Genomic DNA, 22,926 nt, shown 5'->3' on the forward strand with positions numbered 1-22,926 from the left:
CCCTTGGGTGGCTTTTTTATTTGGGATGATTTGTTTTAAATAAACTTTTCTACAAGGTTTATTGATTGCTGATACAGATCACGTGCCAATTGCTGATTTTTTGCATGTGAGGACTTCCAGTCGGGCATATGTGCACTCACATATTCTCCATTACGCTTTGCCCATTCATCTCCAATTGCCATTTGGCTGATCAGATTTGCAGGAACAGAGGTTGGAACTAAGCCGAGTTTCATTGCTGCATAAACAGGTTTAGGCAGGTCGCGATAAATATCAGAAGCGACTCCACCAGGGTGTAAGGCATTGTTGGTGATTGAGCTATCTGCCAGTTGTTCTGCGAGAGCATTACTTAGTAATAAATTGGCAAGCTTGGATTGCCCATAATAAAACAGGGGATTATAAAAACCTTCTGCACGGAATTTATTGGGTTTAATTGAGCCTGCCCAGTGTGCAATCGAAGCCAAATGAACAATACGAGCTTGAGGAGATTGTTGTAAAACAGGGAGTAATTTTTGAGTCAATAAAAAATGGCCAAGATAATTGACACCAAATTGTTGCTCGAAGCCATCGGCTGTCAGTTGTTTGGTCTTGGCAAATAAGCCTGCATTGTTGATCAATACATCCAGATTGCCATAACGATCTGCGATTTCATCTGCTGCCTTTCGGGTAAGTTCAAGACTATTTAGATCAAGAGAAACTAGATCAACTTGCCCTTGATCCAGTGCGCGTAATTTGTCTTGTGCTTGTTGTGCTTTTTGTGGATTTCGGCACGCTAGAATGACATGTTGCCCTTGTTTGACCAATTGTTCTGCTGTGGCAAAGCCAATACCTGTATTGGCACCTGTAATCAGTATTTTCACTTCCTGTACTCCAGTTATGCTATTTCTTAGTGGGATTTCAAGAATCTGTATAGTGCTGTAGTTTTGACAATTTGTCATGTCAAATTTAAAGGTGAGTGATGATTGGTATCTTAATGGGTGGGATATATCTAACAGCGTCTAGCAACCTTCGTGGCCATGAAATGTATTACTAGTTTTCTTTTAAAATCAATCGAAGTAAGTATCTTCGGGTAATTGTTGTAGTAAATCGAAGAATTGATCGATTTGCTCTTGAGTTACACGAGCTGTTGAAATCGGTGGTAATTCATCCTTACTAAAGAAACCTACCTCAGAGGTTTCAATGCTCGGTCTTAGGTCTCCAGCTATAATCTCACACCAAAAGAATGCCTTATAAACATGCAGGAACATCGCTGGATGAGGGTGTTTTCTTCGATCTGTGAGCGCCAGTAATTTGGTGGCTTTTACCGCTAAACCAGTTTCTTCTAAGACTTCTTTTTCAGCATTCTCGGCTGCTGAATAGCCAACATCGGCCCAACCACCAGGAATCGACCATAAACCATCCTGTGTTTCTTTGACTAATAGCAATTTATTGCCTTTAAATACGACTGCACGTACATCTATTTTCGGTGTCGCATAACCAACGTCTTGAAGAATATTCGGAATAAAGTTGTTTGTATCAATTTCTTTTAATTCAATTAAGATGCGGACATGATCAAGTAGTTGCTCATAACGCTCTTTATCGTACACATCTTTGCTGTAGTGCAAACCTGATTGCGCCAATCCTGTAATCTTATTGAGTGTTTCAATCCATTCTGTTGAATCTTTCATCTTATTTTAGCAGTGATTAAGCAGAGGGTTTAATACTAGCATTGCTATTAAATTTTACAACGAGCAGCAAGGGGCAAGTATTAAGTCGGCTTATGCTTGCTTGCGTTTAGAGATCTCTTTTGATTGATGTATGTCATATATAAAAAAAGCGACCTATTCGGTCGCTTTTTTTGAGAGCTTTACGCTACAGATTCGGGTGCACGCCATAAGCTTTCTAAGTCGTAGAACTTACGCGCGGTTGGTAACATCACATGTACAACAACGAAACCGAGGTCGATTAAGATCCATTCAGCATCGCGTTCACCTTCGACACCGATTGGGCGGAAACCTGCTTTACGTGCTTCATCAGCAACATTGTCTGCAAGTGCTTTAACATGACGAGTTGAAGTGCCGCTTGCAATCACAATTGCATCGGCAACATTGCTAATCGTACTTACGTCAAGTTCAAGAATATCTTTGGCTTTTACATCAGTGAGAGCTTCATGTACAACTTTTAGGCAAGCTTGTACATCTTTGTTCGCTGTTTTGATTTTTAGGTCGTGAGAATTAGAAGCGCTGGGCGATGGTTCTAAATTCATAGAGGGTATATTTTCCTGACAATTACTCATCATCAAATATACCGTTTTTCTCTAAAAAGTTCAAATTTTAGCAGTAACAGTTTATGTATTCACATCATTGGAAAAATACTTCTTTTTCCATGCAAAAGATTGATCTGACTGGGTTTTTGGTCGGTATTCAGCAGCAATAAGACCTCGATAGTCACTTTGTAGTAACCAGTCAAAGATTTGTTTATATGGGATATTTCCTGTATCGGGTTCATGGCGGCTTGGACAGTCTGCAAATTGAATATGCCCAATTTGATGCAAGTTTTCTTGTAAGCCTGCCAAAACATCTTCACCCATCATCGCCATATGATAACAGTCATACTGCATTTTCAGTGCAGGATGGTTGACCGCTTCCAGCATTTCTTGCGCTTGAGCAATGTTTTGAACTAGAAAGCGTGGCATATCGGTGCCATTAATCATTTCCAAAACGGGTTCAATGCCTTGTTCAGTTAACATGTGACAAGCCAGTTTTAGATTGTTCGAGAGGGTATTGAGGCAAGGGAGTAAATCGGCATCATGGGGTTGCTTACCTGCGAGAATATTCACGCGTGGAACATTCAGTGCATTGGCATAGCGAATCGCCAGTTCTAGCGCTTGATGAAACTCGACTTCGCGACCAGGTATACCGGCAAGACCATTGCCGCCCTGCATGAGATCACCTGCTGGAACGTTAATTAGACACAGAGAAAGATTGTATTGTTCAAGTTGGGTTCGAATATCAATAATGTCTAATTCATAAGGAAATTGAATTTCCACATGCTGAAAACCATGAGTATGCGCCAAAGCAAAACGCTCAATTAAAGGGACTTCAGTGAAAATCATTGATAAATTGACTGCAAGATGGCTCATGTTCGGACTCCCTGAATCAATAGATCCTATTTATTGTTCTATAATTTTGATGATAGTCGCTAAATCCTTATCAGCAAAGCCATTTTCTTGGTGAGCTTGTAACTGTAGTAGAGCTTTTTGTGCAACAGGTATCTTTAAGTTAAAACTTTGTGCGAGCTGTAACGCATTGTTTAAATCTTTAGATAGTGTTTGCACCTTCCATTGCACAGGCTCAAAGGTCTGTGTCGCCATACGTTGTGCGAGGATTTGAAAAGGTTTTGAGTCAGCAAAACCACCTGCCAACGCAGGTGCGAGAAGGGATGTATCGACGCCAGCCTGATCTGCAAGTGCCACGGCTTCAGCAATTAAAGTGCTGTTGGCGGCGACAATCAATTGATTACAAATCTTGGTGGCTTGCCCCGTGCCAGTTTCTCCCATACGGGTGACACGTTGTGAGAGTACATTGTAAATTGGGCTAAGTTGTTCGATTGTTTTCGCATCCCCACCGGCAAAAATGACCAAGGTCCCTTGTTCCGCGCCCATGGTTCCGCCTGATACGGGAGAGTCAATCCAAGTGACCTGTTGCTGTTGAGCGGATAAGGCCAATTGTTGTGTTGCTGCTACTGATAAGCTGGAGAAATCCACGATGACCTGTTCAGCCTTTAAATAAGGTTGAATTTGGGCAAAAACACTTTCTACGGCTTGATCATCAGCTAAACAAGTGAGAATAACGGGATAGTTTGCGATTTCATGCAATGCTAATAAGCTTGCACCTTGTTGCTGGAGTGGTTCACATGCATGTGGGCTGCGGTTCCATACCGCGACGGAATAACCTGCTTGTAATAATCGGCTGGTCATACGTGTGCCCATTAAACCCATACCTAGAAATGCGATTGGTGTTTGTTGATTAACATGCATGTGAATATACCCAAGTTGTGATTATTTATATTGGCGTGGTAGGAATTGAACCTCTGGATTCTTATCCTTTTTACGCGCAAGACTACTGTTTTTACCTAATAGCAGCTTAAGTTGCCAAAGTTTTTCTAAGCGCAATGCTTTTTCTGGTTGGTGTTCCATCGCATCTAAGACACGTTTGGCTGCCATGATGGCATCTGGTGAACGTTGTAAAATTTCCTCAGCAATGATGTTCGCTTTCGCTAATGGATCATTGTCTAAATGGGTCACCAGACCAATTTGTTTTGCATATTCAGCATCAAAGATACGTGCGGTCAACGTCAGCTCTTTGGCCAAATCAACACCAATCAACCCTTTTAACGAGCGAGTGAGTCCCATATCTGGGACTAAGCCCCAGCGACTTTCCATGATTGACATTTGAGTACTTGGCGTTGCAATACGGATATCTGCTGCGAGTGCTAACTGCATGCCTGCACCAAAGCAATAGCCTTCGATTGCTGCAATGACTGGGATGGGTAAGTTCTGCCAAATCAGGAAGGCTTTTTGGAACAAGCTTTGGCCTGGTTTAATCAGTTCCCATGCAGCAAAAGCTGTATTTTTAGGATTGTTTAAATCAGAGAGGTCGATGCCTGCACTGAAAACATGGGCTTCACCAGTCAGGATGACACAACGGATTGAACGATCTTTTTCAATTTTTTTTGCAGTCGCCACCAATTCTTTCAGTAATGCAAAACTCATTGCATTGCGTTTGTCAGGTCGATTTAGGGAGACTGTTGCGATTCCATTGTTCTTTTCAACGCGTAAAAGTGCCATCTGTCTTACTCTTATTGTGTTTGATGAGGCAGCATAGCATGAGTCTTTAGCTGGAAACATGACAGGGCAGTCACAAAAAGGACTGCTCTTATTTTCATCATTGTTCGTGTTATATATCTCAACTCGCTGTGTTATGAGTCGTGAGCATGTAGAATCAAGTTGGCTGCTTGCCTTACCTGTTCAATCGCAGTACTGAGCTCATTGAAACGATGTGTGGTTTCACGGATAAACACATCATCTGCTTTGCGGCGTTCTTTGCGTAAAGTCGAGACAAATTGTTCAAACTCACCCGACACTTGTTGTAAGTTTGGTGTACCGACATAACGTGTTGCACCATAAAGGCGATGTAGGACATGCTCGAGTTGTGGAAAATCTTCCATCTCAATCAATTGCTGCATTTCCGCCAGTTCTGTATCAAAACTATCCACCAGCATATTCAATAGATCTTGTGCCAGATCTTCTTTGTTGGCAGCAAGTTGAACGCTTTGTTGCCAGTTCAGGATTTGAGGGTCGATCGATTCAATTGGACGTTTAGGTTCAATATTCGCAGGCTGAGTACTGAAATTATTTTTGGTCCAATGGGTCAGGATTTGAATGATTTGCTCCATCTGAATCGGTTTGGTCACATAATCATTCATACCGACTTTGAGCAGCTTCTGCTTTTCATCAGCCAGTGCATGTGCTGTAAGGGCAATAATTGGCAGCTGCATGCCATTATCAAGCGTTGACTCCAATGAGCGAATTGCACGAGTGGTATCAATCCCTGACATGACAGGCATTTGAATATCCATAAAGACCAAATCAAACGGCGGCGATTTTTGTTCGATTCGCTCTTGAATAATGTCGATGGCTTTCTGGCCGCTTAACGCTTTGGTGGTGGTGACATTGAGTTCGCCGAGTAAGGCTTCAAGTACAATCAAATTAGGCAGATGATCATCCACTGCCAAGATGTGTAAACCTTGACCATTAAAGTCTTCAGGTTCTTGTTCAAAAACAGGCTCATTGCCGAGCAGTTGTACCAACTCACGACGACTTAGCGGTTGATACAGTGGGCGCGCGCGGTATTCATTGAGCATGTTGGGTTCAAGGCTCATCTGATAACCATAAACAGCTAAGTTGCCATGGTAGCGTTGACGAATCTCTTTAAGTAAGGCCTCTGTATCACCACTATGATCGACGATCAGCCAAGTATTCTCTTGTTGATTGAGATGATTTAAACGGCTGAAGAGGTCCAGAATCGATTGGGTTTCGATGTGGGAGACATGGTAATTCTCTAAATATGAACGCAGTACGCTGGCCGTTGCAGGGTGGGCAAGATATGACACCACTTGCAGATGATCGAAATGAGGATGTTCAACAAACTCATCTTGTTCTTCAACTTTAAATGAGGCGGTAAACCAGAAGGTCGAGCCTTTCTCTGTCGGTGCACGCTCTTGGTTGTCTTCAAAACCGATTTGGCCATGCATCAAATGCACCAGCTGTTTGGAAATCGCTAAACCTAATCCAGTACCGCCAAATTGACGGGTAACCGATGCATCGCCTTGCGAGAATGATTCAAACAGCTTTTTACGATCAGTGCCGCTGAGGCCGATTCCGCTGTCTTGGACACTAAAGTGCAGTAAACATTGTCCAATTTCATCATCTTCCATACGTACACGCACAATGATCTCACCATCAGGTGTGAATTTGATCGCATTGGAAATTAGATTGGTCAGGATTTGTTTAAAGCGTAATGCATCTCCTACCACATGCTTTGGAATATTCTCTGCATAATAGAAGGCCATGTTGATATGCTTTTGTGCGGCCAGAGGCGAGAGCATATCCATGACATCGAAAATGGCTTCTTCAAGGTCAAAGGGTGCAGTCTCAAGTTCGAGTTTACCTGCATCAATTTTAGAGAAATCCAGTACATCATTGATCAGTGCCAATAAATGTGCAGATGATTTTCGAATAGTTTGCAGGTAAAGATTCTGTTCATTGCTCAGATTTTGCTGACGTAGCAACAAGTGAATAAAGCCATCAATACTGTTCAGTGGGGTTCTAAGTTCATGGCTGATGTTGGCCAAAAACACCGACTTGGATTGATTGGATGAAATCGCTTGGTCACGTGCCTGACGATAGGTAATGTTCTGAACTTCTAGGGTGTCGAGTGTGCGACGTAAATCTTCTTCAGTTTGTTCGGTATGTTCTTTTAATTCAAGGAAACTAAAATGCAGACGTTTCACAACATTGGCGATATCACGCTGTAACAAACGTAATTCACCCGTACTATTCACCACAATATGTTGATCTAGCGTATCGGCATTTAAGCGTTGCATCTGCATGCGGATTTCATACAGCGGTGCGAGCCAGCGACGTGAAAAGACATTTAAACAGAACAATAGAATTAATAGGGTGATGAGTCCAGTGACCACCAATGAAAGCAGGATTTTATAGCGCGCCAGCTCAAGGGGCTGATTGTCTAATTCAATCATTAACCAAACCGAGTTGGGGTTGCCGCTGTCCAACTTTGAACCATAGATGCTGTTGTGGTTGTGGGCAATGGGTCCAAAGAAATTACTATTTTCTGGAAAATTTGGCCAAAAGCGGTTGTTTTGATAGCCAACGCTTAAATAGGTTTGCCCACGAGTATCAATAAGCACTGCGCGCTGTAAGTTTTTTTCATCAAACATTTTTTGCATGATGTTTTGGGCACGATCATATTGATCAGGTTGCTCTTGCACCAAGCGTAATAAATCATTTGCGGTTTGATGGTAGCGTGCCAAAATGGCCGAAGCATCCGAACGTTGTTGTGATTTTGCGGAGCTTGTGGTTTCGGATAAAACCCAAAGAATTCCAACACCTGTCAAAATTGCAATCGGCACTAAAATAAGTGCAATCAATTGCCCATAAGCATGATTCAGGCGTAAGCGTTTCGATATGGTCTTATTGAAATTTGACATAGTACGGTCAGATTTATCATTCTGCGCAACATCTTAGCACGCTTTGTGAAAATCAAGGACATCTGCTTGCCAATAAAAAGCATAGTGAAAAGGTGCAGTATCTCTATTTTTTTCATACAATAGTCGCCACCTTGATATCGGTGTCGATCATGACGAATACGCAAACTGATTTTTTAGCAGATGATTTTTTACTGGATTACTATGTCGGTAAAACCCCTTTGGTGCGTTTGCAGCGTTTAGCGTGTCATACCCAAGCCACGGTATTAGCAAAATTAGAAGGGAATAACCCTGCGGGTTCGGTGAAAGACCGCCCGGCTTACAACATGATTGTGCAAGCAGAAAAGCGTGGACAAATTCAACCGGGTGATACCCTGATCGAAGCGACCAGTGGGAACACCGGTATTGCTTTGGCAATGGTTGCAGCGATGCGCGGTTATAAAATGAAGCTGATCATGCCGAACAACATGAGCCAAGAACGTAAAGATGCAATGTTGGCTTATGGTGCAGAACTGATTGAAGTCACGCAGCAACAAGGGATGGAAGGTGCTCGCGATCTTGCTTTGCAAATGCAGGCAGAAGGTCAAGGTTTCGTCCTCAATCAGTTTGGTAACCCAGATAATGTAGAAGCACATTACCTGACGACAGGTCCTGAGATCTGGAAGCAAACAGGTGGGAAAATTACTCACTTTGTCAGCTCAATGGGCACGACAGGGACGATTATGGGCGTCTCTAAATATTTAAAAGAACAAAATCCAGACATTCAGATTGTCGGCCTGCAACCTTCTGATGGTTCCAGCATTGCTGGGATTCGCCGTTGGCCTGAAGAATATTTGCCAACGATTTTTGATCGCAGTCGTGTGGATCGTATTATCGATATTCCACAGATTGAAGCAGAAAAAACCATGCGTAAACTGGCACGTACCGAAGGCATTAGTGCAGGCACCTCTTCAGGCGGTGCAGTATGGGCATCGATTAAAATTGCTGAAGAAAATCCTGATGCGGTGATTGTCTGCATTATCTGTGATCGTGGGGATCGTTACTTATCGACGGGCTTATTTTCAGTTCAAGATGAAGACTAAAACCCTGTCTTACACTGTTATAATTACAGCTCACCTTGGGTTAAAGGGAGCTGTGTTGCAGCTTCGGCAGGTCGTTTGAATATGAATTTGCGTTTTCCGATTTTAATTTTTGATATTGAAACACTGACTGATATAAAAGCTGGTGCACATCTTTATCATCTTGACTTACCTGAAAGCGATGTAGAACAAGCGTTGACCAAAATTCGTCGTCAAGAGTCAGGCATGGATTTTCAGCGACTACCATTGCATGAAATCGTTTGTATTTCTGGGCTGTGGATCGATGAAAAAGGTTTTCGCCTGTTTTCATTTAGTCAGCAACAAAACACTGAAGCTGAAATGTTGACCAAGTTTCTGTCTATTTTTGATAAGAAACAACCGACCTTGGTCAGTTGGAATGGTTCGCAATTTGATTTGCCTGTGATCCTATTTCGTACCATGTATCATGGGCTTTCCGCGTCAAGTTTATTCGATCAAGGCGAAATTGATCAGCAAAAGCGTTTTAACAACTATCAAAACCGTTATCACCATCGTCATGTTGATCTGATGGATGTGATGGCGATGTTTAATGGTCGCAATTTTCAGAAATTGGATGATATTGCCTGTTTGCTCGGTTTCCCCGGGAAACGAGGCGAGTCTGGCTATCATGTACCCGAATATGTTCGTACGGAGCAGTGGTTGAAATTGACCAGCTATTGCGAAGGTGATGTGCTGAATACTTGGCTGGTGTATTTACGCTGGCTGTTGCTCAAAGGGCAGCTCAATCAATCTGATCATCAGCATTTGGTTCAATCAACGATTGATTATTTACAAACGCAAACGCAACAAACAGAATTCTTACAGGTATGGCAGCAGTCATCGCAATATACTGTATTCACCGCAGATACTTTTGCGCCAAAAAATTAGGTTCATCTTTTGAAACACAAAGCCAAACAACGTCCCGCTCAATATCCAACCTATACCTTCCAGATTGAAGCTTTTTCACATGAGGGGCGTGGTATTGCGCATTATGGAACGCATCCAGATCATCCTAAAGAAAAGCAGGGCAAGAAAGTTTTTATTCGTTATGCCTTGGTGGGTGAGACGGTACAAGCCAAGATCACCAATCAGACCACACGTCTAGAAGAAGCGGATATGATCACGCTTGCAAGTGATGCGGCGCAGGAACGTGTTGATCCGATTTGTCCGCATTTTGGTGTGTGTGGCGGTTGTAGCTTGCAACATATTCATCCTGACCAACAGATTTTACTTAAACAGAATGTTTTAAAATCCCATTTACAGCATTTTGCGGGTCTGCAACCTGAGCAATGGTTGGACCCAATCCGTTCTGTCAAAACGGATTACCGCCGCCGTGCCCGAATCGGGGTACGTTATATGGCGAAACAGGATCGTTTGGTGATGGGATTTCGTGAGCATCACAGCAATCATTTGACTGCCATTCAGCAGTGTAACGTATTGGATCAAAGTTTATCCGAAACTTTACCAGAATTGAAAAAACTACTCGAAAGTCTAACAGGCAAGGCGCATATTGGTCATATAGAATTGGCGATGGGCGACAGCGAGGTTGCACTGCTGGTTCGTCATTTAGATGAATTAAATGTGTCGGATGTCAACCAATTACGTCAATTTACGTTACTCAAAGGATGGCAGTTGTATTTGCAACCTAAAGGGGGAGAGAGTTTACATCGCGTAGATGATTCACAAGCTCCAATGCGTTTGCATTACAGTTTGGATGATTTTGCAGTCAAATTTGCGTTTTCACCTTTAGACTTTACCCAAGTGAATAGTGGTGTAAATGCACAAATGATTCAGTTGGCATGTGAATTGCTTCAGTTACAGGAAGGGGAAAGAGTACTTGACCTATTCTGTGGGTTAGGTAATTTTTCTTTACCCATTGCACGTTGTGTGGGTGAGACAGGTCAGGTGGTCGGCGTTGAGGCGAGTGATGAGATGGTGCAACGAGCAACTGAAAATGCGAAAGCCAATCAGTTGTCACAGGCAGCATTCTTTTCACAAGATTTAACAAAAGACTTTTCGCATCATTCTTGGGCGAAACAAGGATTTGATGCATTATTAATTGATCCTCCACGATCAGGTGCATATGAAGTCATGCAATATGTACCAAAGTTTGGAGCAAAAAGAATCGTTTATGTTTCATGTAACCCATCAACACTGGCAAGGGATGCAGGTGTACTGGCACAATATGGCTATCAATTGAAGAAAGCTGCGGTAATGGACATGTTTACGCATACTGAACATGTTGAATCGATTGCCCTGTTTGAAAAAATTGAGCGTCGTGAAAAAATCGAAGAGATAAACGATTAAAAAATGAGTTACATATCCAGAGGAGAAAGGTATGGTCACAGTACGTGAGCAGTTACCTGGACGACTCCAAGAGTTGTCTGAGGAAGCGACTGTAGAACATGCCGCTGAAGCGCAAAGTAGTCTAGTGTCTTGGCTAGATCGAGTGCGTGGTATTTTGGATGGGGCTGAGCTGAAACAACTTCAACAAGTTGCAGAGCTTACCTTAGCAAGAGAATTACAAGCGACGGTGAATCATCGTATCAATACCTTTAGTACAGGGATTGGTATGGCGGATATTTTGGCCCATTTACGTGTTGATGAAGACACGCTTTCAGCGGCGGTGTTATATCGTAGTGTTCGTGAGGGATTAATCACCTTAGAGGATATTCAACAACAGTTTGGCGAGCAAGTTTTGGCCTTGGTCCAAGGCACACTGGCGATGGGTAAACTGTCTGAGTTGATTGAAAAGAATAAACGTCTAGAAGATCATTTTAATAATAATCAGCGCGAACACTTAAATGGCATTTATAAAATGCTGATTTCAGTGACGGAAGATGTTCGTGTTGTTTTGATCAAACTGGCAGAGCGTACCTATGCTTTACGTGAGTTGGCGACAGCAAGCAAAGAGCGTCAGGAGCGTGTGGCACGCGAAATTCTCACCATTTATTCTCCATTGGCACACCGTTTAGGCATTGCCCAGTTAAAGTGGGAATTGGAAGATCTTGCCTTTCGTTATTTAGCGCCAGAACGTTATAAAGAAATTGCATCTTTATTGAATGAAAAGCGTTTGGAGCGTGAGCAATATATTCAGTTTGTGATTGATAAACTCAAAACTGAGCTCGGCGAATACGACATTCAAGCTGAAATCACAGGGCGAGTGAAGCACATTTATTCGATTTATCGAAAAATGAAAAGCAAGAACCTCAGCTTTGACCAGCTCTATGATATTCGTGCAGTGCGCGTCTTGGTGAAAAGTGTTCCCGATTGTTATCACGCGTTAGGAATTGTGCATCAATTATGGCGCCACATTCCGAACCAGTTTGACGACTATGTGACCAATCCAAAAGCCAATGGCTATCGTTCATTGCATACAGCGGTGATTGCAGAGAACAAATCACTGGAAGTACAAATTCGTACTTTTGAAATGCATAATGAAGCTGAGCTTGGGGTGTGTTCGCACTTTAACTATAAAGAAGGTGCAAAGAATACCGACCATTCTTTTAATGATCGTTTGCATTCATTACGTGCGGTACTTGAGCATTATCAAGAGCGTACTGAAACTACACCGCATGGTGAAGATGAAGAGTCAAATGGCATTGATCAAATTCAAGATTTTGAAAATTTTGAAAAGATTTATGTGTTTAGTCGTGATGGTGATATCAAAGAGTTACCACGTGGCTCAACCGTTCTGGACTTTGCGTATCATGTGCATACCGAGGTAGGAAACAAGTGCTATGCGGCACGTGTGAACCAGCGTTATGTGCCGCTCACCTATATGTTAAAAACCGGTGAGCAGGTTGAGATTTTAACCAAGAAAGATCGTGAACCAAACCGTGACTGGTTGGTGAACTCGCTGGGTTATATCAAAACGGCGCGTGCGCGTGACAAGTTGCGTCATTGGTTTAGACAGCAAGATCGCAGCAAGAATGTTGAAGTTGGACGTGAGCTTCTGACCAAAGAATTGGCACGTTTAGCAATTCACCCGAAAAGTATTGATCTCAAAGATTATTCATCTCATTTCAACCTGAAATCGGGTGATGATATCTTGGTTGCTCTGGTGAGCGGTGATATCAGTTTGCATGCTTTGATGAATCAAGTGAATCGTCAGATGCACTTGGATCAAGATGAGCCTGAACTGGTTTTAAAACCTGCGCTAAATCCACGTGCCAGCCATACTTTATCGGCACATGGAATTTTGATTGATGGTTTGGACAATGTTGAACTGCATATTGCGCAGTGTTGTCAGCCTGTACATGGTGAATCGATTGGTGGCTATATCACGCTGAATCGTGGTGTCAGTATTCATAAGATTGCGTGTCCTGATTATTTGCGTATGACCACTCAAGAACCTGAGCGTGCAGTTGAAGCTGATTGGGAAATGCAGCCAACGCGTGGTCAAAGTGTTCAGATTGTGGTTGAGGCGTATGATCGCCGTGGTTTACTGAAAGATCTCACACAAGTGATTTTCTCTGACCAAATCAATATTCGTCAGGTGAATACGATTTCTGAGGCAGATGGTATTGCCAATATGAAGTTGTTGATTGAAGTTAAAGGTTTGGCGCAATTGTCACGGTTATTGGCTCGTTTAGAGCAGCAGCCAGGCATTATCAGTGCAAGACGTTTGGTTCAAGGAAGCTAGACCATAAAACTAAAAAAGCTGCATCTCGATGCAGCTTTTTTATCTCTAACGTTTCGCTAAAAAGATATTGGTGAGTCGGTTTAAAAACTGTGGGCTAATACTGGACAGTTGATACATCAATTTGGTTTTTATGCCGACTGGGGTATGAGTTGGAATCAGAGCATGGTCTTTTTGTTGCGCCAAATGCAGTACCTGTTTCGCCACATCGGCAGGGGTTAAATCCACACCAATATTTTGAATGCTGCCTGCATCCATATCTTTAACCATATTGGTTTGCACAAAGAGCGGCATCACGTCCAAGACCCGAATATTATATTTTTGCCATTCTACGTCTAATGCTTCGGTTAAACCACGCACGGCAAATTTGCTGGCAGAGTAAGATGCAAGGTCTGCTTGACCGTAAATCGCTGAGGCCGAAGACAGGTTAATGACACGTGCAAAGCTGGCTTGTTGTAGATGTCCTAAAGCCGCGTGACAGCCATTGAGTACGCCTTTGACATTAATATCAATGGTACGGTGATGGGATTGAATGGGAGTGTTTTCGAATGCACCAGAGTATAGAATTCCTGCATTATTGACCAAGATATTCAGTTCGCCCGCCCAGCTTTTAAACTCCTGTAGTGCGATCTGCCATTGACGGTGATTACTGACATCAAGATAACCTGCTCTGGCATTGCTCCCGAGTTGCTCAGCTAAGGCTTGAGCTTGTTCTTCATTGATATCATAGATACCAACTTTAAAGCCTTTTTGGTGAAACAAGCGTGCGATTTCAGCACCAATCCCCTGAGCAGCCCCACTAATAAAAACACTATATTGCATTGCTTTCCCTTGCTTTATATTGATAATTTTTGCGTGCGTGTATATTACGCATAAGCAGCTTGGCGCTGCAACAATTTGCTTGTTTGGGTTTGGAGATCATCATGGAAAAGTTATTGGCAATCATGCAAGAGTTAAGACAAAAATGTCCATGGGATCAACAGCAAACCCCAGAAAGTTTGACGCGATATGCCATTGAAGAGGCATATGAAGTTGAGGCTGCAATTCGCTCAGGAGAGGTAGACGAAATCCGGAATGAACTGGGCGACTTATTGTTGCAAGTGGTCTTTCAATCTCAAATGTTTGATGAAAAAGGATTATTTAATTTTCAAGATGTGGTGGAAGCCATTAGTGAAAAATTAATTCGTCGCCATCCTCATGTTTTTGAGGCCGAAAAATATCAAAATCTAACGTCTGAACAAGTGAGTGAGTTGTGGAAACAAATCAAACAACAAGAAAAACAAGGTAAAGTACAGTCACGGCTAGATGAGATTAAACATGCACCTGCGCTGGTACAGGCACATGAAATTCAGAGCAAAGCAGCACAGCTCGGCTTTGATTTTGAAACCGTTGAAGATGCTTATGGCAAATTAGATGAGGAATTGGGGGAATTACAGCAAGCGCTAAGAAATCAAAATACTGCTGAAATTCAAGAAGAATTTGGGGATTGTTTGTTCTCTTTGATTAATGTGGGCCGTAAGCTTGGTGTGTCAAGTGAGGCCGCATTGCTGGCAACAATTCATAAATTTAGAAGCCGTTTCGCCTTTATTGAGCAACAGGCGGTAGCACAACAGAAAGACTTGCAAGAAATGAGTTTGGCAGAAATGGATGAACTATGGGAGCAAGCGAAAAGACAATTAAAATCGCAGGAGAGGAAGAATGACATTGCCGCAGTTAAGCAGCAAACATAGGTTTTTTTTATTGATGATTTTGTGCTTGGGGTGTGTTTCACATCTCAATGCACAGCAGTTTGATCAATCTTATCAGCAATGGAAAACACAGCAGCAAGCCCGCGATCAGCAATTGGCGAAGCAGTCGAACAATAATTATTATTTATCTCGACCTACACAACAGCAAAATTCCCAACATCTTTCATCATCTGTAAATATTCAAGGCGGTAAAATTAGCTTAAACCAAGCAAACTTACAGCAATTACAGACGCTCAGTGGCGTTGGTGAGAAAAAAGCGCAAGCGATTATGGAATATCGCCAAAAAAATGGTGCTTTTAAAAGCGTAGACGAGTTGATGAACATCAAAGGTATTGGACCAAAACTGCTTGAGAAAAACAGAGCAAGGCTCATGTTATAAGTGGAAAAGTGAGATGTGGTTGTTAATTTCGCATACAGATCTATTGAAACTGCAACAGAATAAATTGCCCTTTGTGTGTGTTAGAGCTATGATTAGCGACAAATTGTTATTTACGTCCTGACGTAGGAGACAGTGTCTTTTGCAAACTTTGCGTGCGTCAAAATGTGGTTTATCCACAACTCAACTTCCTTCCTCAATTCTAGATGTGATTGATAGTCTGACTAAAGCAGGCTACGAGGCATATATTGTAGGTGGTGGTGTTCGAGATATGATGTTAGGTCTTAATCCAAAGGATTTTGACGCGGTTACTAATGCTACACCAGCCCAAGTAAAAGAGGTTTTTGGTCGACGTTGCCGGATTATCGGACGACGTTTTGAATTGGCACATGTTTATTCTGGTCGCGAGTTGATTGAAGTTGCGACCTTTCGTGCCCCACCGAAAAAAGCAGTTACCAGTGCCTCTGGTATGATTCTTCGAGATAATAATTGGGGAACGATTGAGCAAGATTTTGCTCGTCGGGATTTTTCGATCAATACCTTGTACTACCAGCCACGAAAGGGCATCGTACTTGATTTCTGCCATGCAGTAGATGATATCAATACGCGTACCTTACGTTTTCTGGGTGAACCTGCACAGCGGTTTGAAGAAGATCCTGTGCGTATGTTGCGTGCTTTGCGTTTTGCCGCAAAATTAAATTTCCAAATTGATCAATCCATTCTTGATGTTTTTGATGCGGATATGACGCAACTGTTGCGTGATGTCTCGCCACATCGTTTATACGATGAGTCACAAAAACTATTTACCATGGGGCATCTTACCCGTGTGCTGCCTATGTTGATTGAATTTGGTGTCTGGAAGCAATTATTTGCTGAAATCCCACCAGATCTCACTGCATTTATTGAGCGTGCGGCAAGAAATACCGATCAACGCATTCAAATTGGTAAAACCATTAACCCTGCATTTTTCTATGCGGTGTTGTTGTGGAAGCCATTTTTAGAGCGTTGTGATTTTTATTTAAACAAAGGTGTTGTTCCTGCGGAAGCGCGTGCGCAAGCAGGACTTGATGTGCTTAAGCGTCAGGCAACACGCACCATTATCCCGCGTTTTGCTGAAACCTTTATCCGTGAAGTTTGGGAGATGCAAACACGTTTGCTGAATCCAAAACCGCAGCAGATTGAAGCATTGGCAGGGCATGCACGTTTCCGTGCTGGATTCGACTTTTTGTTATTGCGTGAGAAATCAGGTGATAGTAGCACTGAAGGTATGGGTATTTGGTGGGAAGCCTACCAAGAAATGTCACTCGATCAAAAAGAAGCTGCAATTCGTCAATACAATCGTCAGCGTAGTAAAACACGTCGTAAAGCGGTTGATGTAGATGAAACGAAACTTACTGAAATCGAGCCTTTGGTGGATGTGCCTGAGCCGAGAAATCGTCGTGGTCGTAAAGAACGTGTGAGAACGGATGAGTCGGTTGGACGCTTTGTTGAAAAAGCGACAACCAATCCGAATCAGATTAACGCTGATCACCCGATTCTCAAACGTAAACGCGTACAACGTGATTTAAGCCAAGTGGTTTTTGGACCGACGCAATGACCATTCGCAGTTATATTGGTCTGGGCAGTAACTTAGGCGATTCGCAACAGATTCTCAGTGAAGCTGTTGCGAAGCTCGCGACATTGGGCCGTGTAAAAGTATCACGGCTCTATCAAAGCCCGCCGATGGGACCGCAAGATCAACCCAATTTTTTAAATGCCGTTGTTCAACTGGATACGACACTCGAGCCACTTGCCTTGTTAGATCAATTACAACAATTTGAGCAGGAAGCAGGTCGCGTTCGTTTACGCCGTTGGGGAGAGCGTACCCTTGATCTGGATCTACTGATCTATGGTCAAGAGCAGATTCAAAATGAACGTTTAACCGTGCCGCATATCGGTGTTTTACAACGCGATTTTGTAATCCTTCCCTTATTAGATTTAGATGCTCATTTACAATTAAATGGTCATTCTTTAAAAGATTTAGAACTGGTACAGCAAGCAAACTTGACTGTAATAGCAGACCAGTCTTGGGCAACCGCCTAAGACTGTTTCGTTCTGGAAACGCCTGTAGAGGACATCATCATGATTAGTCTAAGTGACTTAAGAAAGTTTAAAGCCGAAGGACGTAAGTTCTCATGTCTTACTTGCTACGATGCAAGTATGGCTAAAGCGATGGAATTGGCTGAAATTGATACGATTTTAATCGGTGACTCTCTAGGAATGGCGATTCAAGGCAGAGACTCTACACTTCCTGTCACTGTCGAAGATATGGCTTACCATACCGCTGCTGTACGCCGTGGTAATTCACATGCCTTAATCATGACTGACCTGCCATTTATGAGCTATGCAACGCTTGAAGATGGCTTGAAAAATGCCAAGACCGTAATGCAGGTTGGTGCTCAAATGGTCAAGATCGAAGGTGGTGCATGGTTAAGTGAATTGGTTACGGTATTGACCCGTAATGGTATTCCCGTGTGTGTACATTTAGGTTTAACCCCCCAGTCGGTACATGTCTTTGGTGGCTATAAACTGCAAGCCAGAACACGTGAAGCCGCAGATCAGTTGATCGCAGATTGCCAAGCCGTGGTTGATGCGGGTGCAGCAGTTTTACTGCTTGAATGTGTGCCTGCTCAGCTTGGTAAAGAAATTGCTGAATTATTTCCGAATACCCCAGTGATTGGGATTGGTGCGGGCAATGAAACCGATGGTCAAGTCCTCGTTGTGCAAGACATGTTAGGTCTAACTTTTGGTCGTGTTGCGCGTTTTGTTCGTAACTTCATGAAAGAGCAAGCGGGTGAAACTGCGATTGTAGATGCGTTTAAATCTTACCATGCTGCAGTTCAAGATCAGTCCTTCCCAGCGAAAGAACATACGTTCCAGGTTGAGCTTTAATTCATGAAAACTGAAACAACGATACAAGGCTTGATTGCTTCACTTGCACCTACGCGCAGTTCAAAAAAGTTGATTGGTTTTGTGCCAACCATGGGCAATCTACACGAAGGTCATTTGACTTTGGTGCGTGAGGCAAAAAAACTCTGTGATGTAGTGGTGGTCAGTATTTTCGTCAACCCAATTCAATTTGGTGCGGGCGAGGACTTTGATAGCTATCCACGTACTTTAGAGCAAGATAGCCGTTTGTTGGCAGATGCAGGTTGCGATATTATTTTTGCGCCTTCTGTTGAGCAAATGTATGGCAATCAACCGCGTCTGACCAATATCAGTGTCAGTCAAATTACTGATGATCTTTGTGGTAAATCACGTCCGGGTCACTTTGATGGTGTTGCGGTGGTGGTGACAAAGTTATTCAACATTGTACAGCCTGATTATGCTTTCTTTGGCCAAAAAGACTATCAACAACTGGCTGTGATTCGTCAGTTGGTGCAAGACTTGAATATGCCACTTGAAGTGATTGGTGTACCAATTATTCGTGCTGAAGATGGTTTGGCTTTAAGCTCACGTAATGGTTATTTGACTGAACAGCAACGGGCGATTGCACCGACAATTTACCAATTGCTCAAACATGCTGAACTTCAATTGCATGAAGGGCAGGCACTGACACAAGTGTTAGAAAATATCTCTGCTCAATTGACACAAGCAGGTTTTGTTGTGGATTATGTGGAGGCTCGTCAAACCAACCTGCAACCGATTCAGCAATTTGACCAAAACTTGGTGCTATTTATTGCAGCGAAGCTGGGTTCAACACGTTTGATTGATAACTTACAAATCGACTTTAAAACATAAAAATGAAGGGCAAAACGCCATGAAGCGTATTCTTATCGTTACAGGTCAATCCGGTTCAGGAAAATCCTCTGCATTACAAGTGCTTGAAGACTTGGGCTATTATTGTATAGATAACTTACCTTTGGCGTTGTTGCCTGAAATTGTGGCAAAACTGGATCATGAAAATAATCTGGAGCAACTTGCACTTGGGGTCGATATTCGAAGTACCCGTGCAGATATGCAAGAGTTTGATCATGTGTTTGAGCAATTAAAAAGACATGGTTCGGTCGATGTGATCTACCTGACTACTCAGGATCAAGACTTGATTGCGCGTTTTAGTGCATCACGTCGACCGCATCCTTTGGCCAGTCGTTTCAATAGTCTGTTGCAATGTATCCAAGAAGAGAAGCAATTGCTCATCCCGATACAATTCCGTTCAACTGTACATATTGATACGACCGATAAAAGTGTTCATGATTTAAAACATATTCTATTGTCTAAACTCGGGCAGTCAGATAACTTAATTGTGATTCTACAGTCCTTTGGTTATAAACACGGCATTCCGCTGGATGCTGATTATGTATTTGACGTACGACATTTACCAAACCCGCATTGGGATTTAGAATTACGTCGTTTTTCAGGTTTAGATGAACCTGTACGCCGCTTTTTGGAAGGTAGTCAACAAACCAATGACATGTTTGAAGATATTTATACTTTCTTGGATAAGTGGTTGCCTGCATTTGCAGAAGGGCATCGCCATTACATGACCATTTCTGTGGGGTGTACTGGTGGGCAACATCGGTCGGTTTATATCGTAGATAGACTCAAACAAGCCCTTGAGGCAAAATGGGCTGTCCAAATCTTACATAGAGAAATGAAGCACTGGTCATGATAGACACAACAATTGATGTAATTAATAAACTCGGCTTACACGCTCGTGCATCTGGTAAACTTATTGAAGTGACGACGAAATTCCGTTCTTCTATCCAAATTGGTAAGGGCGATAAGTTGGTCGATGCAAAAAATATTATGTCATTGTTGATGTTGGGTGCAGGTAAAGGCACCACATTAAGATTGGTGATTGATGGTGCTGATGAAGACAAGGCACTAGAAGAAATTCAAACGCTGTTCGCAGCAAAATTTTACGAGGCAGAGTAATAGTGGCACGTGGTACCCAACGTTATACCGATGAAGATTTTGAGTCATTAGATGGACGTGCGAGTAGAACTGAGCAAAAAAAAGCTGTGCAACGAATGGCGGCTTTGGGTGAGCAATTGGCTCAACTGAATAAAAAACAGATTCAAAAACTTCCGGTTGATGAGCGTCTTATTGATGCTTTGCTTGAAATACAAAATATTAGTGCGCACGAAGCACGCCGTCGTCAATTTTTACGTATCGGTAAATTATTGCGAAATGAAGATGAAACCATCATTTTATCTTATTTAACACCGCAACAAGGTGCTAAAAAACAGATGCAATTAATGCGTTGGGTTGATCGTATGATTGACCAAGGCGATCCAGTGATCAATGAGTTTAGTAAGGTGTTTAATGCATCTGAACGCCATACTTTGCGTCAACATGTATTACGGATTCACCGTGATATCAAGCAGCAAGTCAGTGAAGAAGAGCTTGCTGCATCTAAGTTGAAATTTGTGAATTACGTACAACAAGTCGCTTTGTTATCTGAACAAGGTTAAAAATGAAAAAGAAGTTTCCAAGGAAACTTCTTTTTTTGATTATGAATTTATTCAACTATCCGTCACCCGTTGTTTTGCCCATTCTCTTAAAATAAATTTCTGTAATTTCCCTGTCGAGGTTTTTGGAATCTCGGTAATCACCACATCTTTGGGGACTTTAAAGCGTGCGAGTTCTTTTTGGCAATGTGCAATGATTTCCTCTGCCGATGCGGATGCGCCTTGTTTAAGTTCAATAAAAGCACAGGGCACTTCTTGCCAACGTTGATCAGGTTTTGCCACAACCGCAGCGGTGAGTACAGCCGGATGGCGATAAAGTACATCTTCAACTTCAAGCGAGGAAATGTTTTCCCCGCCTGAAATAATAATATCTTTGGAGCGATCGGTAATCTTGGCATAACCATCAGGATGACTCACGGCTAAATCACCTGTATGAAACCAGCCGCCTTTAAACGCCTCTTCTGTGGCCTGAGCATTTTTCAAGTAACCTTTCATCACGATATTGCCACGGAACATGATTTCGCCCATGGTTTGTCCATCATTGGGTACAGGTTGCATGGTTTCTGGATCGAGCACACGCATGCTGTCTTGTAATGGATAAGGCACGCCTTGGCGTGAGTGGAGTTGAGCTTGTTCTTGGATAGATAAATCGCTCCAGCCTGCTTGAGAAGCACAGAGTGCAGAAGGGCCGTAGGTTTCAGTCAAACCATAGACATGGTTGACGTTAATACCGATATTGCGCATTCCTTCGATGATTGCCACAGGTGGTGCAGCACCGGCGACCATGACTTCGACGTGGTGTTCGTATGCAGATTTTTGCTCTGCTGGAGTATTGATCAGCATGGAGAGCACAATCGGTGCGCCACAGAAATAATCAACTTTATATGCTGCGATATATTTGAAAATCAGTACAGGATCGACACGACGCAAACAAATGTTGGTGCCACCACTGGCTGCAATTGACCAAGCAAAGCACCAACCATTGCAATGAAATAGGGGGAGTGTCCAAAGGTATACCGCGCGGGGTTTCATGCCGCAAGCCAAAATATTGCTGGCTGCATTCAAGTAGGCACCACGGTGATGGTAAACCACACCTTTAGGATTTCCTGTGGTGCCTGAGGTATAGCTGAGGCTAATCGCATCCCATTCATCTTGAGGAAGCCGCCATTCAAACTCAGGACTGCCTTGGGCGATCCATGCTTCATATTCATATTGGCCAAGTGCAATTTGTTCACCGTCAAACTCAGAATCAAAGACGTCAATCACAATAATGTCTTGTGGAACAAGCTTGAGCGCTTCCTCTGCAACTTGTCGGAACTCAGGATCGACTAACAAGACTTTGGCTTCGGCATGTTCCAGCATAAAGGCAATAGTCTTGGCATCGAGACGAGTATTCAATGTATTCAGTACTGCGCCAGCCATCGGGACTGCAAAATGCGCTTCAATCATGGCAGGGATGTTGGGTAGCAATACTGAAACGGTATCATTTTTTTGGATACCCAAATTTGTTAATTGATGAGCGAACTGACGGCAGCGCTGATAGGTTTGTTGCCATGTGATGTGACGTTCGCCATGAATAATTGCGGCTTGATGGGGATAAATATAAGCAGCCCGTTCCAAGTAGCGTAACGGCGATAAGGCAACAAAATTTGCTGGATTTCTGGGTAACTCATCATATGCACTTACCATGTGTCTTGCTCCTTTCCTGTTATTTTCATTTATTACTAAGCTAATCCGACATTGAGTCTAAATCATTTAGGCTTTAGTCGGAGATGAATCTCAACTGATCTTGGGTTTTTCTGGTTCAGAGGTTTCATCCACAGCTAAACCCGTGTAAAATCTTCGA

22 protein-coding genes are annotated in these 22,926 nt (G+C 42.8%); 13 read left to right on the forward strand and 9 right to left on the reverse strand.

The window, feature by feature from the left end:
* Window positions 1–35: 35 nt before the first annotated feature.
* The 7 genes from F887_RS14720 to F887_RS14690 all read right to left on the reverse strand — a co-directional run bounded on the left by F887_RS14720 (window position 36) and on the right by F887_RS14690 (window position 7,767).
* Entirely contained in the window at window positions 36–857 is an 822-nt protein-coding gene (locus tag F887_RS14720) for an SDR family NAD(P)-dependent oxidoreductase (protein ID WP_005291785.1), read from the reverse strand.
* 186 nt (window positions 858–1,043) lie between these two features.
* Window positions 1,044–1,664 carry an NUDIX hydrolase gene (locus tag F887_RS14715; protein ID WP_005291787.1) on the reverse strand — a complete coding sequence of 207 codons (621 nt, stop codon included), beginning with the start codon at window positions 1,662–1,664 and terminating at the stop codon, window positions 1,044–1,046.
* Between the two features lie 179 nt (window positions 1,665–1,843).
* Window positions 1,844–2,242, reverse strand: coding sequence for a ribosome silencing factor (gene rsfS, locus F887_RS14710; RefSeq protein WP_004774663.1), 399 nt, complete (start codon window positions 2,240–2,242; stop codon window positions 1,844–1,846).
* Window positions 2,243–2,323: 81 nt separating this feature from the next.
* Window positions 2,324–3,118 (reverse strand): hydroxypyruvate isomerase family protein, encoded by a 795-nt coding sequence (locus F887_RS14705; protein WP_005291788.1) that lies wholly within the window; start codon window positions 3,116–3,118, stop codon window positions 2,324–2,326.
* 30 nt (window positions 3,119–3,148) lie between these two features.
* On the reverse strand, window positions 3,149–4,015 hold the full coding sequence (locus F887_RS14700) for an NAD(P)-dependent oxidoreductase (RefSeq protein ID WP_005291790.1): 867 nt from the start codon (window positions 4,013–4,015) through the stop codon (window positions 3,149–3,151).
* A 21-nt stretch (window positions 4,016–4,036) separates the two neighbouring features.
* Window positions 4,037–4,825, reverse strand: coding sequence for a crotonase/enoyl-CoA hydratase family protein (locus F887_RS14695; protein WP_005291792.1), 789 nt, complete (start codon window positions 4,823–4,825; stop codon window positions 4,037–4,039).
* A 131-nt stretch (window positions 4,826–4,956) separates the two neighbouring features.
* A complete protein-coding gene (locus F887_RS14690; protein ID WP_005291794.1) occupies window positions 4,957–7,767 on the reverse strand; it encodes a GacS-like sensor histidine kinase in 2,811 nt (936 codons plus the stop codon).
* A gap of 149 nt (window positions 7,768–7,916) precedes the next feature.
* Between F887_RS14690 and cysM the strand changes: the two genes are divergently transcribed.
* From cysM to F887_RS14670, 4 genes are all read left to right on the forward strand, one after another.
* On the forward strand, window positions 7,917–8,846 hold the full coding sequence (gene cysM, locus F887_RS14685) for a cysteine synthase CysM (protein ID WP_005291797.1): 930 nt from the start codon (window positions 7,917–7,919) through the stop codon (window positions 8,844–8,846).
* A gap of 87 nt (window positions 8,847–8,933) precedes the next feature.
* Window positions 8,934–9,749 (forward strand): 3'-5' exonuclease, encoded by an 816-nt coding sequence (locus F887_RS14680; protein ID WP_171067426.1) that lies wholly within the window; start codon window positions 8,934–8,936, stop codon window positions 9,747–9,749.
* Window positions 9,750–9,758: 9 nt separating this feature from the next.
* Complete coding sequence (gene rlmD, locus F887_RS14675) at window positions 9,759–11,168, forward strand: 23S rRNA (uracil(1939)-C(5))-methyltransferase RlmD (protein ID WP_005291803.1); 1,410 nt, start codon at window positions 9,759–9,761, stop codon at window positions 11,166–11,168.
* A gap of 31 nt (window positions 11,169–11,199) precedes the next feature.
* Window positions 11,200–13,506 (forward strand): RelA/SpoT family protein, encoded by a 2,307-nt coding sequence (locus F887_RS14670; protein WP_005291805.1) that lies wholly within the window; start codon window positions 11,200–11,202, stop codon window positions 13,504–13,506.
* A gap of 45 nt (window positions 13,507–13,551) precedes the next feature.
* Here F887_RS14670 and F887_RS14665 read toward each other — a convergent pair whose 3' ends face one another.
* Complete coding sequence (locus F887_RS14665) at window positions 13,552–14,325, reverse strand: SDR family oxidoreductase (RefSeq protein WP_005291807.1); 774 nt, start codon at window positions 14,323–14,325, stop codon at window positions 13,552–13,554.
* Between the two features lie 101 nt (window positions 14,326–14,426).
* On the opposite strand from F887_RS14665, the gene mazG reads away from it, so the two are divergent.
* From mazG to yjgA, 9 genes are all read left to right on the forward strand, one after another.
* Window positions 14,427–15,233 (forward strand): nucleoside triphosphate pyrophosphohydrolase, encoded by an 807-nt coding sequence (gene mazG, locus F887_RS14660; RefSeq protein ID WP_005291809.1) that lies wholly within the window; start codon window positions 14,427–14,429, stop codon window positions 15,231–15,233.
* On the forward strand, window positions 15,202–15,630 hold the full coding sequence (locus F887_RS14655; RefSeq protein WP_005291811.1) for a ComEA family DNA-binding protein: 429 nt from the start codon (window positions 15,202–15,204) through the stop codon (window positions 15,628–15,630). The genes mazG and F887_RS14655 overlap by 32 nt, the downstream gene beginning before the upstream one ends.
* Before the next feature lie 139 nt (window positions 15,631–15,769).
* Entirely contained in the window at window positions 15,770–17,224 is a 1,455-nt protein-coding gene (gene pcnB, locus F887_RS14650) for a polynucleotide adenylyltransferase PcnB (protein WP_005291813.1), read from the forward strand.
* On the forward strand, window positions 17,221–17,709 hold the full coding sequence (folK, locus tag F887_RS14645) for a 2-amino-4-hydroxy-6-hydroxymethyldihydropteridine diphosphokinase (protein WP_005291815.1): 489 nt from the start codon (window positions 17,221–17,223) through the stop codon (window positions 17,707–17,709). The genes pcnB and folK overlap by 4 nt, the downstream gene beginning before the upstream one ends.
* A gap of 39 nt (window positions 17,710–17,748) precedes the next feature.
* Window positions 17,749–18,558 carry a 3-methyl-2-oxobutanoate hydroxymethyltransferase gene (gene panB / locus F887_RS14640; RefSeq protein WP_005184787.1) on the forward strand — a complete coding sequence of 270 codons (810 nt, stop codon included), beginning with the start codon at window positions 17,749–17,751 and terminating at the stop codon, window positions 18,556–18,558.
* A 3-nt stretch (window positions 18,559–18,561) separates the two neighbouring features.
* Entirely contained in the window at window positions 18,562–19,407 is an 846-nt protein-coding gene (gene panC, locus F887_RS14635) for a pantoate--beta-alanine ligase (protein WP_005291818.1), read from the forward strand.
* A gap of 19 nt (window positions 19,408–19,426) precedes the next feature.
* A complete protein-coding gene (gene rapZ / locus F887_RS14630; RefSeq protein WP_005291820.1) occupies window positions 19,427–20,278 on the forward strand; it encodes an RNase adapter RapZ in 852 nt (283 codons plus the stop codon).
* Window positions 20,275–20,544 carry an HPr family phosphocarrier protein gene (locus F887_RS14625; protein ID WP_004637957.1) on the forward strand — a complete coding sequence of 90 codons (270 nt, stop codon included), beginning with the start codon at window positions 20,275–20,277 and terminating at the stop codon, window positions 20,542–20,544. Before rapZ ends, F887_RS14625 begins: the two co-directional genes overlap by 4 nt.
* 2 nt (window positions 20,545–20,546) lie before the next feature.
* On the forward strand, window positions 20,547–21,083 hold the full coding sequence (gene yjgA, locus F887_RS14620; protein WP_005146572.1) for a ribosome biogenesis factor YjgA: 537 nt from the start codon (window positions 20,547–20,549) through the stop codon (window positions 21,081–21,083).
* 51 nt (window positions 21,084–21,134) lie between these two features.
* Here yjgA and F887_RS14615 read toward each other — a convergent pair whose 3' ends face one another.
* On the reverse strand, window positions 21,135–22,769 hold the full coding sequence (locus F887_RS14615; protein WP_005291823.1) for an acyl-CoA synthetase: 1,635 nt from the start codon (window positions 22,767–22,769) through the stop codon (window positions 21,135–21,137).
* Window positions 22,770–22,926: the final 157 nt, after the last annotated feature.

The organism is Acinetobacter sp. NIPH 2100 (assembly GCF_000369805.1).
Lineage (GTDB): Bacteria > Pseudomonadota > Gammaproteobacteria > Pseudomonadales > Moraxellaceae > Acinetobacter.

Coding starts and splice junctions, on each gene's coding strand:
- F887_RS14715 (WP_005291787.1), bottom strand. CDS start 1,664: ATGAAAGATTCAACAGAATGGATTGAAACACTCAATAAGATTACAGGA.
- rsfS (WP_004774663.1), bottom strand. CDS start 2,242: ATGAATTTAGAACCATCGCCCAGCGCTTCTAATTCTCACGACCTAAAA.
- F887_RS14705 (WP_005291788.1), bottom strand. CDS start 3,118: ATGAGCCATCTTGCAGTCAATTTATCAATGATTTTCACTGAAGTCCCT.
- F887_RS14700 (WP_005291790.1), bottom strand. CDS start 4,015: ATGCATGTTAATCAACAAACACCAATCGCATTTCTAGGTATGGGTTTA.
- F887_RS14695 (WP_005291792.1), bottom strand. CDS start 4,825: ATGGCACTTTTACGCGTTGAAAAGAACAATGGAATCGCAACAGTCTCC.
- F887_RS14690 (WP_005291794.1), bottom strand. CDS start 7,767: ATGTCAAATTTCAATAAGACCATATCGAAACGCTTACGCCTGAATCAT.
- cysM (WP_005291797.1), top strand. CDS start 7,917: ATGACGAATACGCAAACTGATTTTTTAGCAGATGATTTTTTACTGGAT.
- F887_RS14670 (WP_005291805.1), top strand. CDS start 11,200: ATGGTCACAGTACGTGAGCAGTTACCTGGACGACTCCAAGAGTTGTCT.
- F887_RS14665 (WP_005291807.1), bottom strand. CDS start 14,325: ATGCAATATAGTGTTTTTATTAGTGGGGCTGCTCAGGGGATTGGTGCT.
- mazG (WP_005291809.1), top strand. CDS start 14,427: ATGGAAAAGTTATTGGCAATCATGCAAGAGTTAAGACAAAAATGTCCA.
- F887_RS14655 (WP_005291811.1), top strand. CDS start 15,202: ATGACATTGCCGCAGTTAAGCAGCAAACATAGGTTTTTTTTATTGATG.
- folK (WP_005291815.1), top strand. CDS start 17,221: ATGACCATTCGCAGTTATATTGGTCTGGGCAGTAACTTAGGCGATTCG.
- panB (WP_005184787.1), top strand. CDS start 17,749: ATGATTAGTCTAAGTGACTTAAGAAAGTTTAAAGCCGAAGGACGTAAG.
- panC (WP_005291818.1), top strand. CDS start 18,562: ATGAAAACTGAAACAACGATACAAGGCTTGATTGCTTCACTTGCACCT.
- rapZ (WP_005291820.1), top strand. CDS start 19,427: ATGAAGCGTATTCTTATCGTTACAGGTCAATCCGGTTCAGGAAAATCC.
- F887_RS14625 (WP_004637957.1), top strand. CDS start 20,275: ATGATAGACACAACAATTGATGTAATTAATAAACTCGGCTTACACGCT.
- F887_RS14615 (WP_005291823.1), bottom strand. CDS start 22,769: ATGGTAAGTGCATATGATGAGTTACCCAGAAATCCAGCAAATTTTGTT.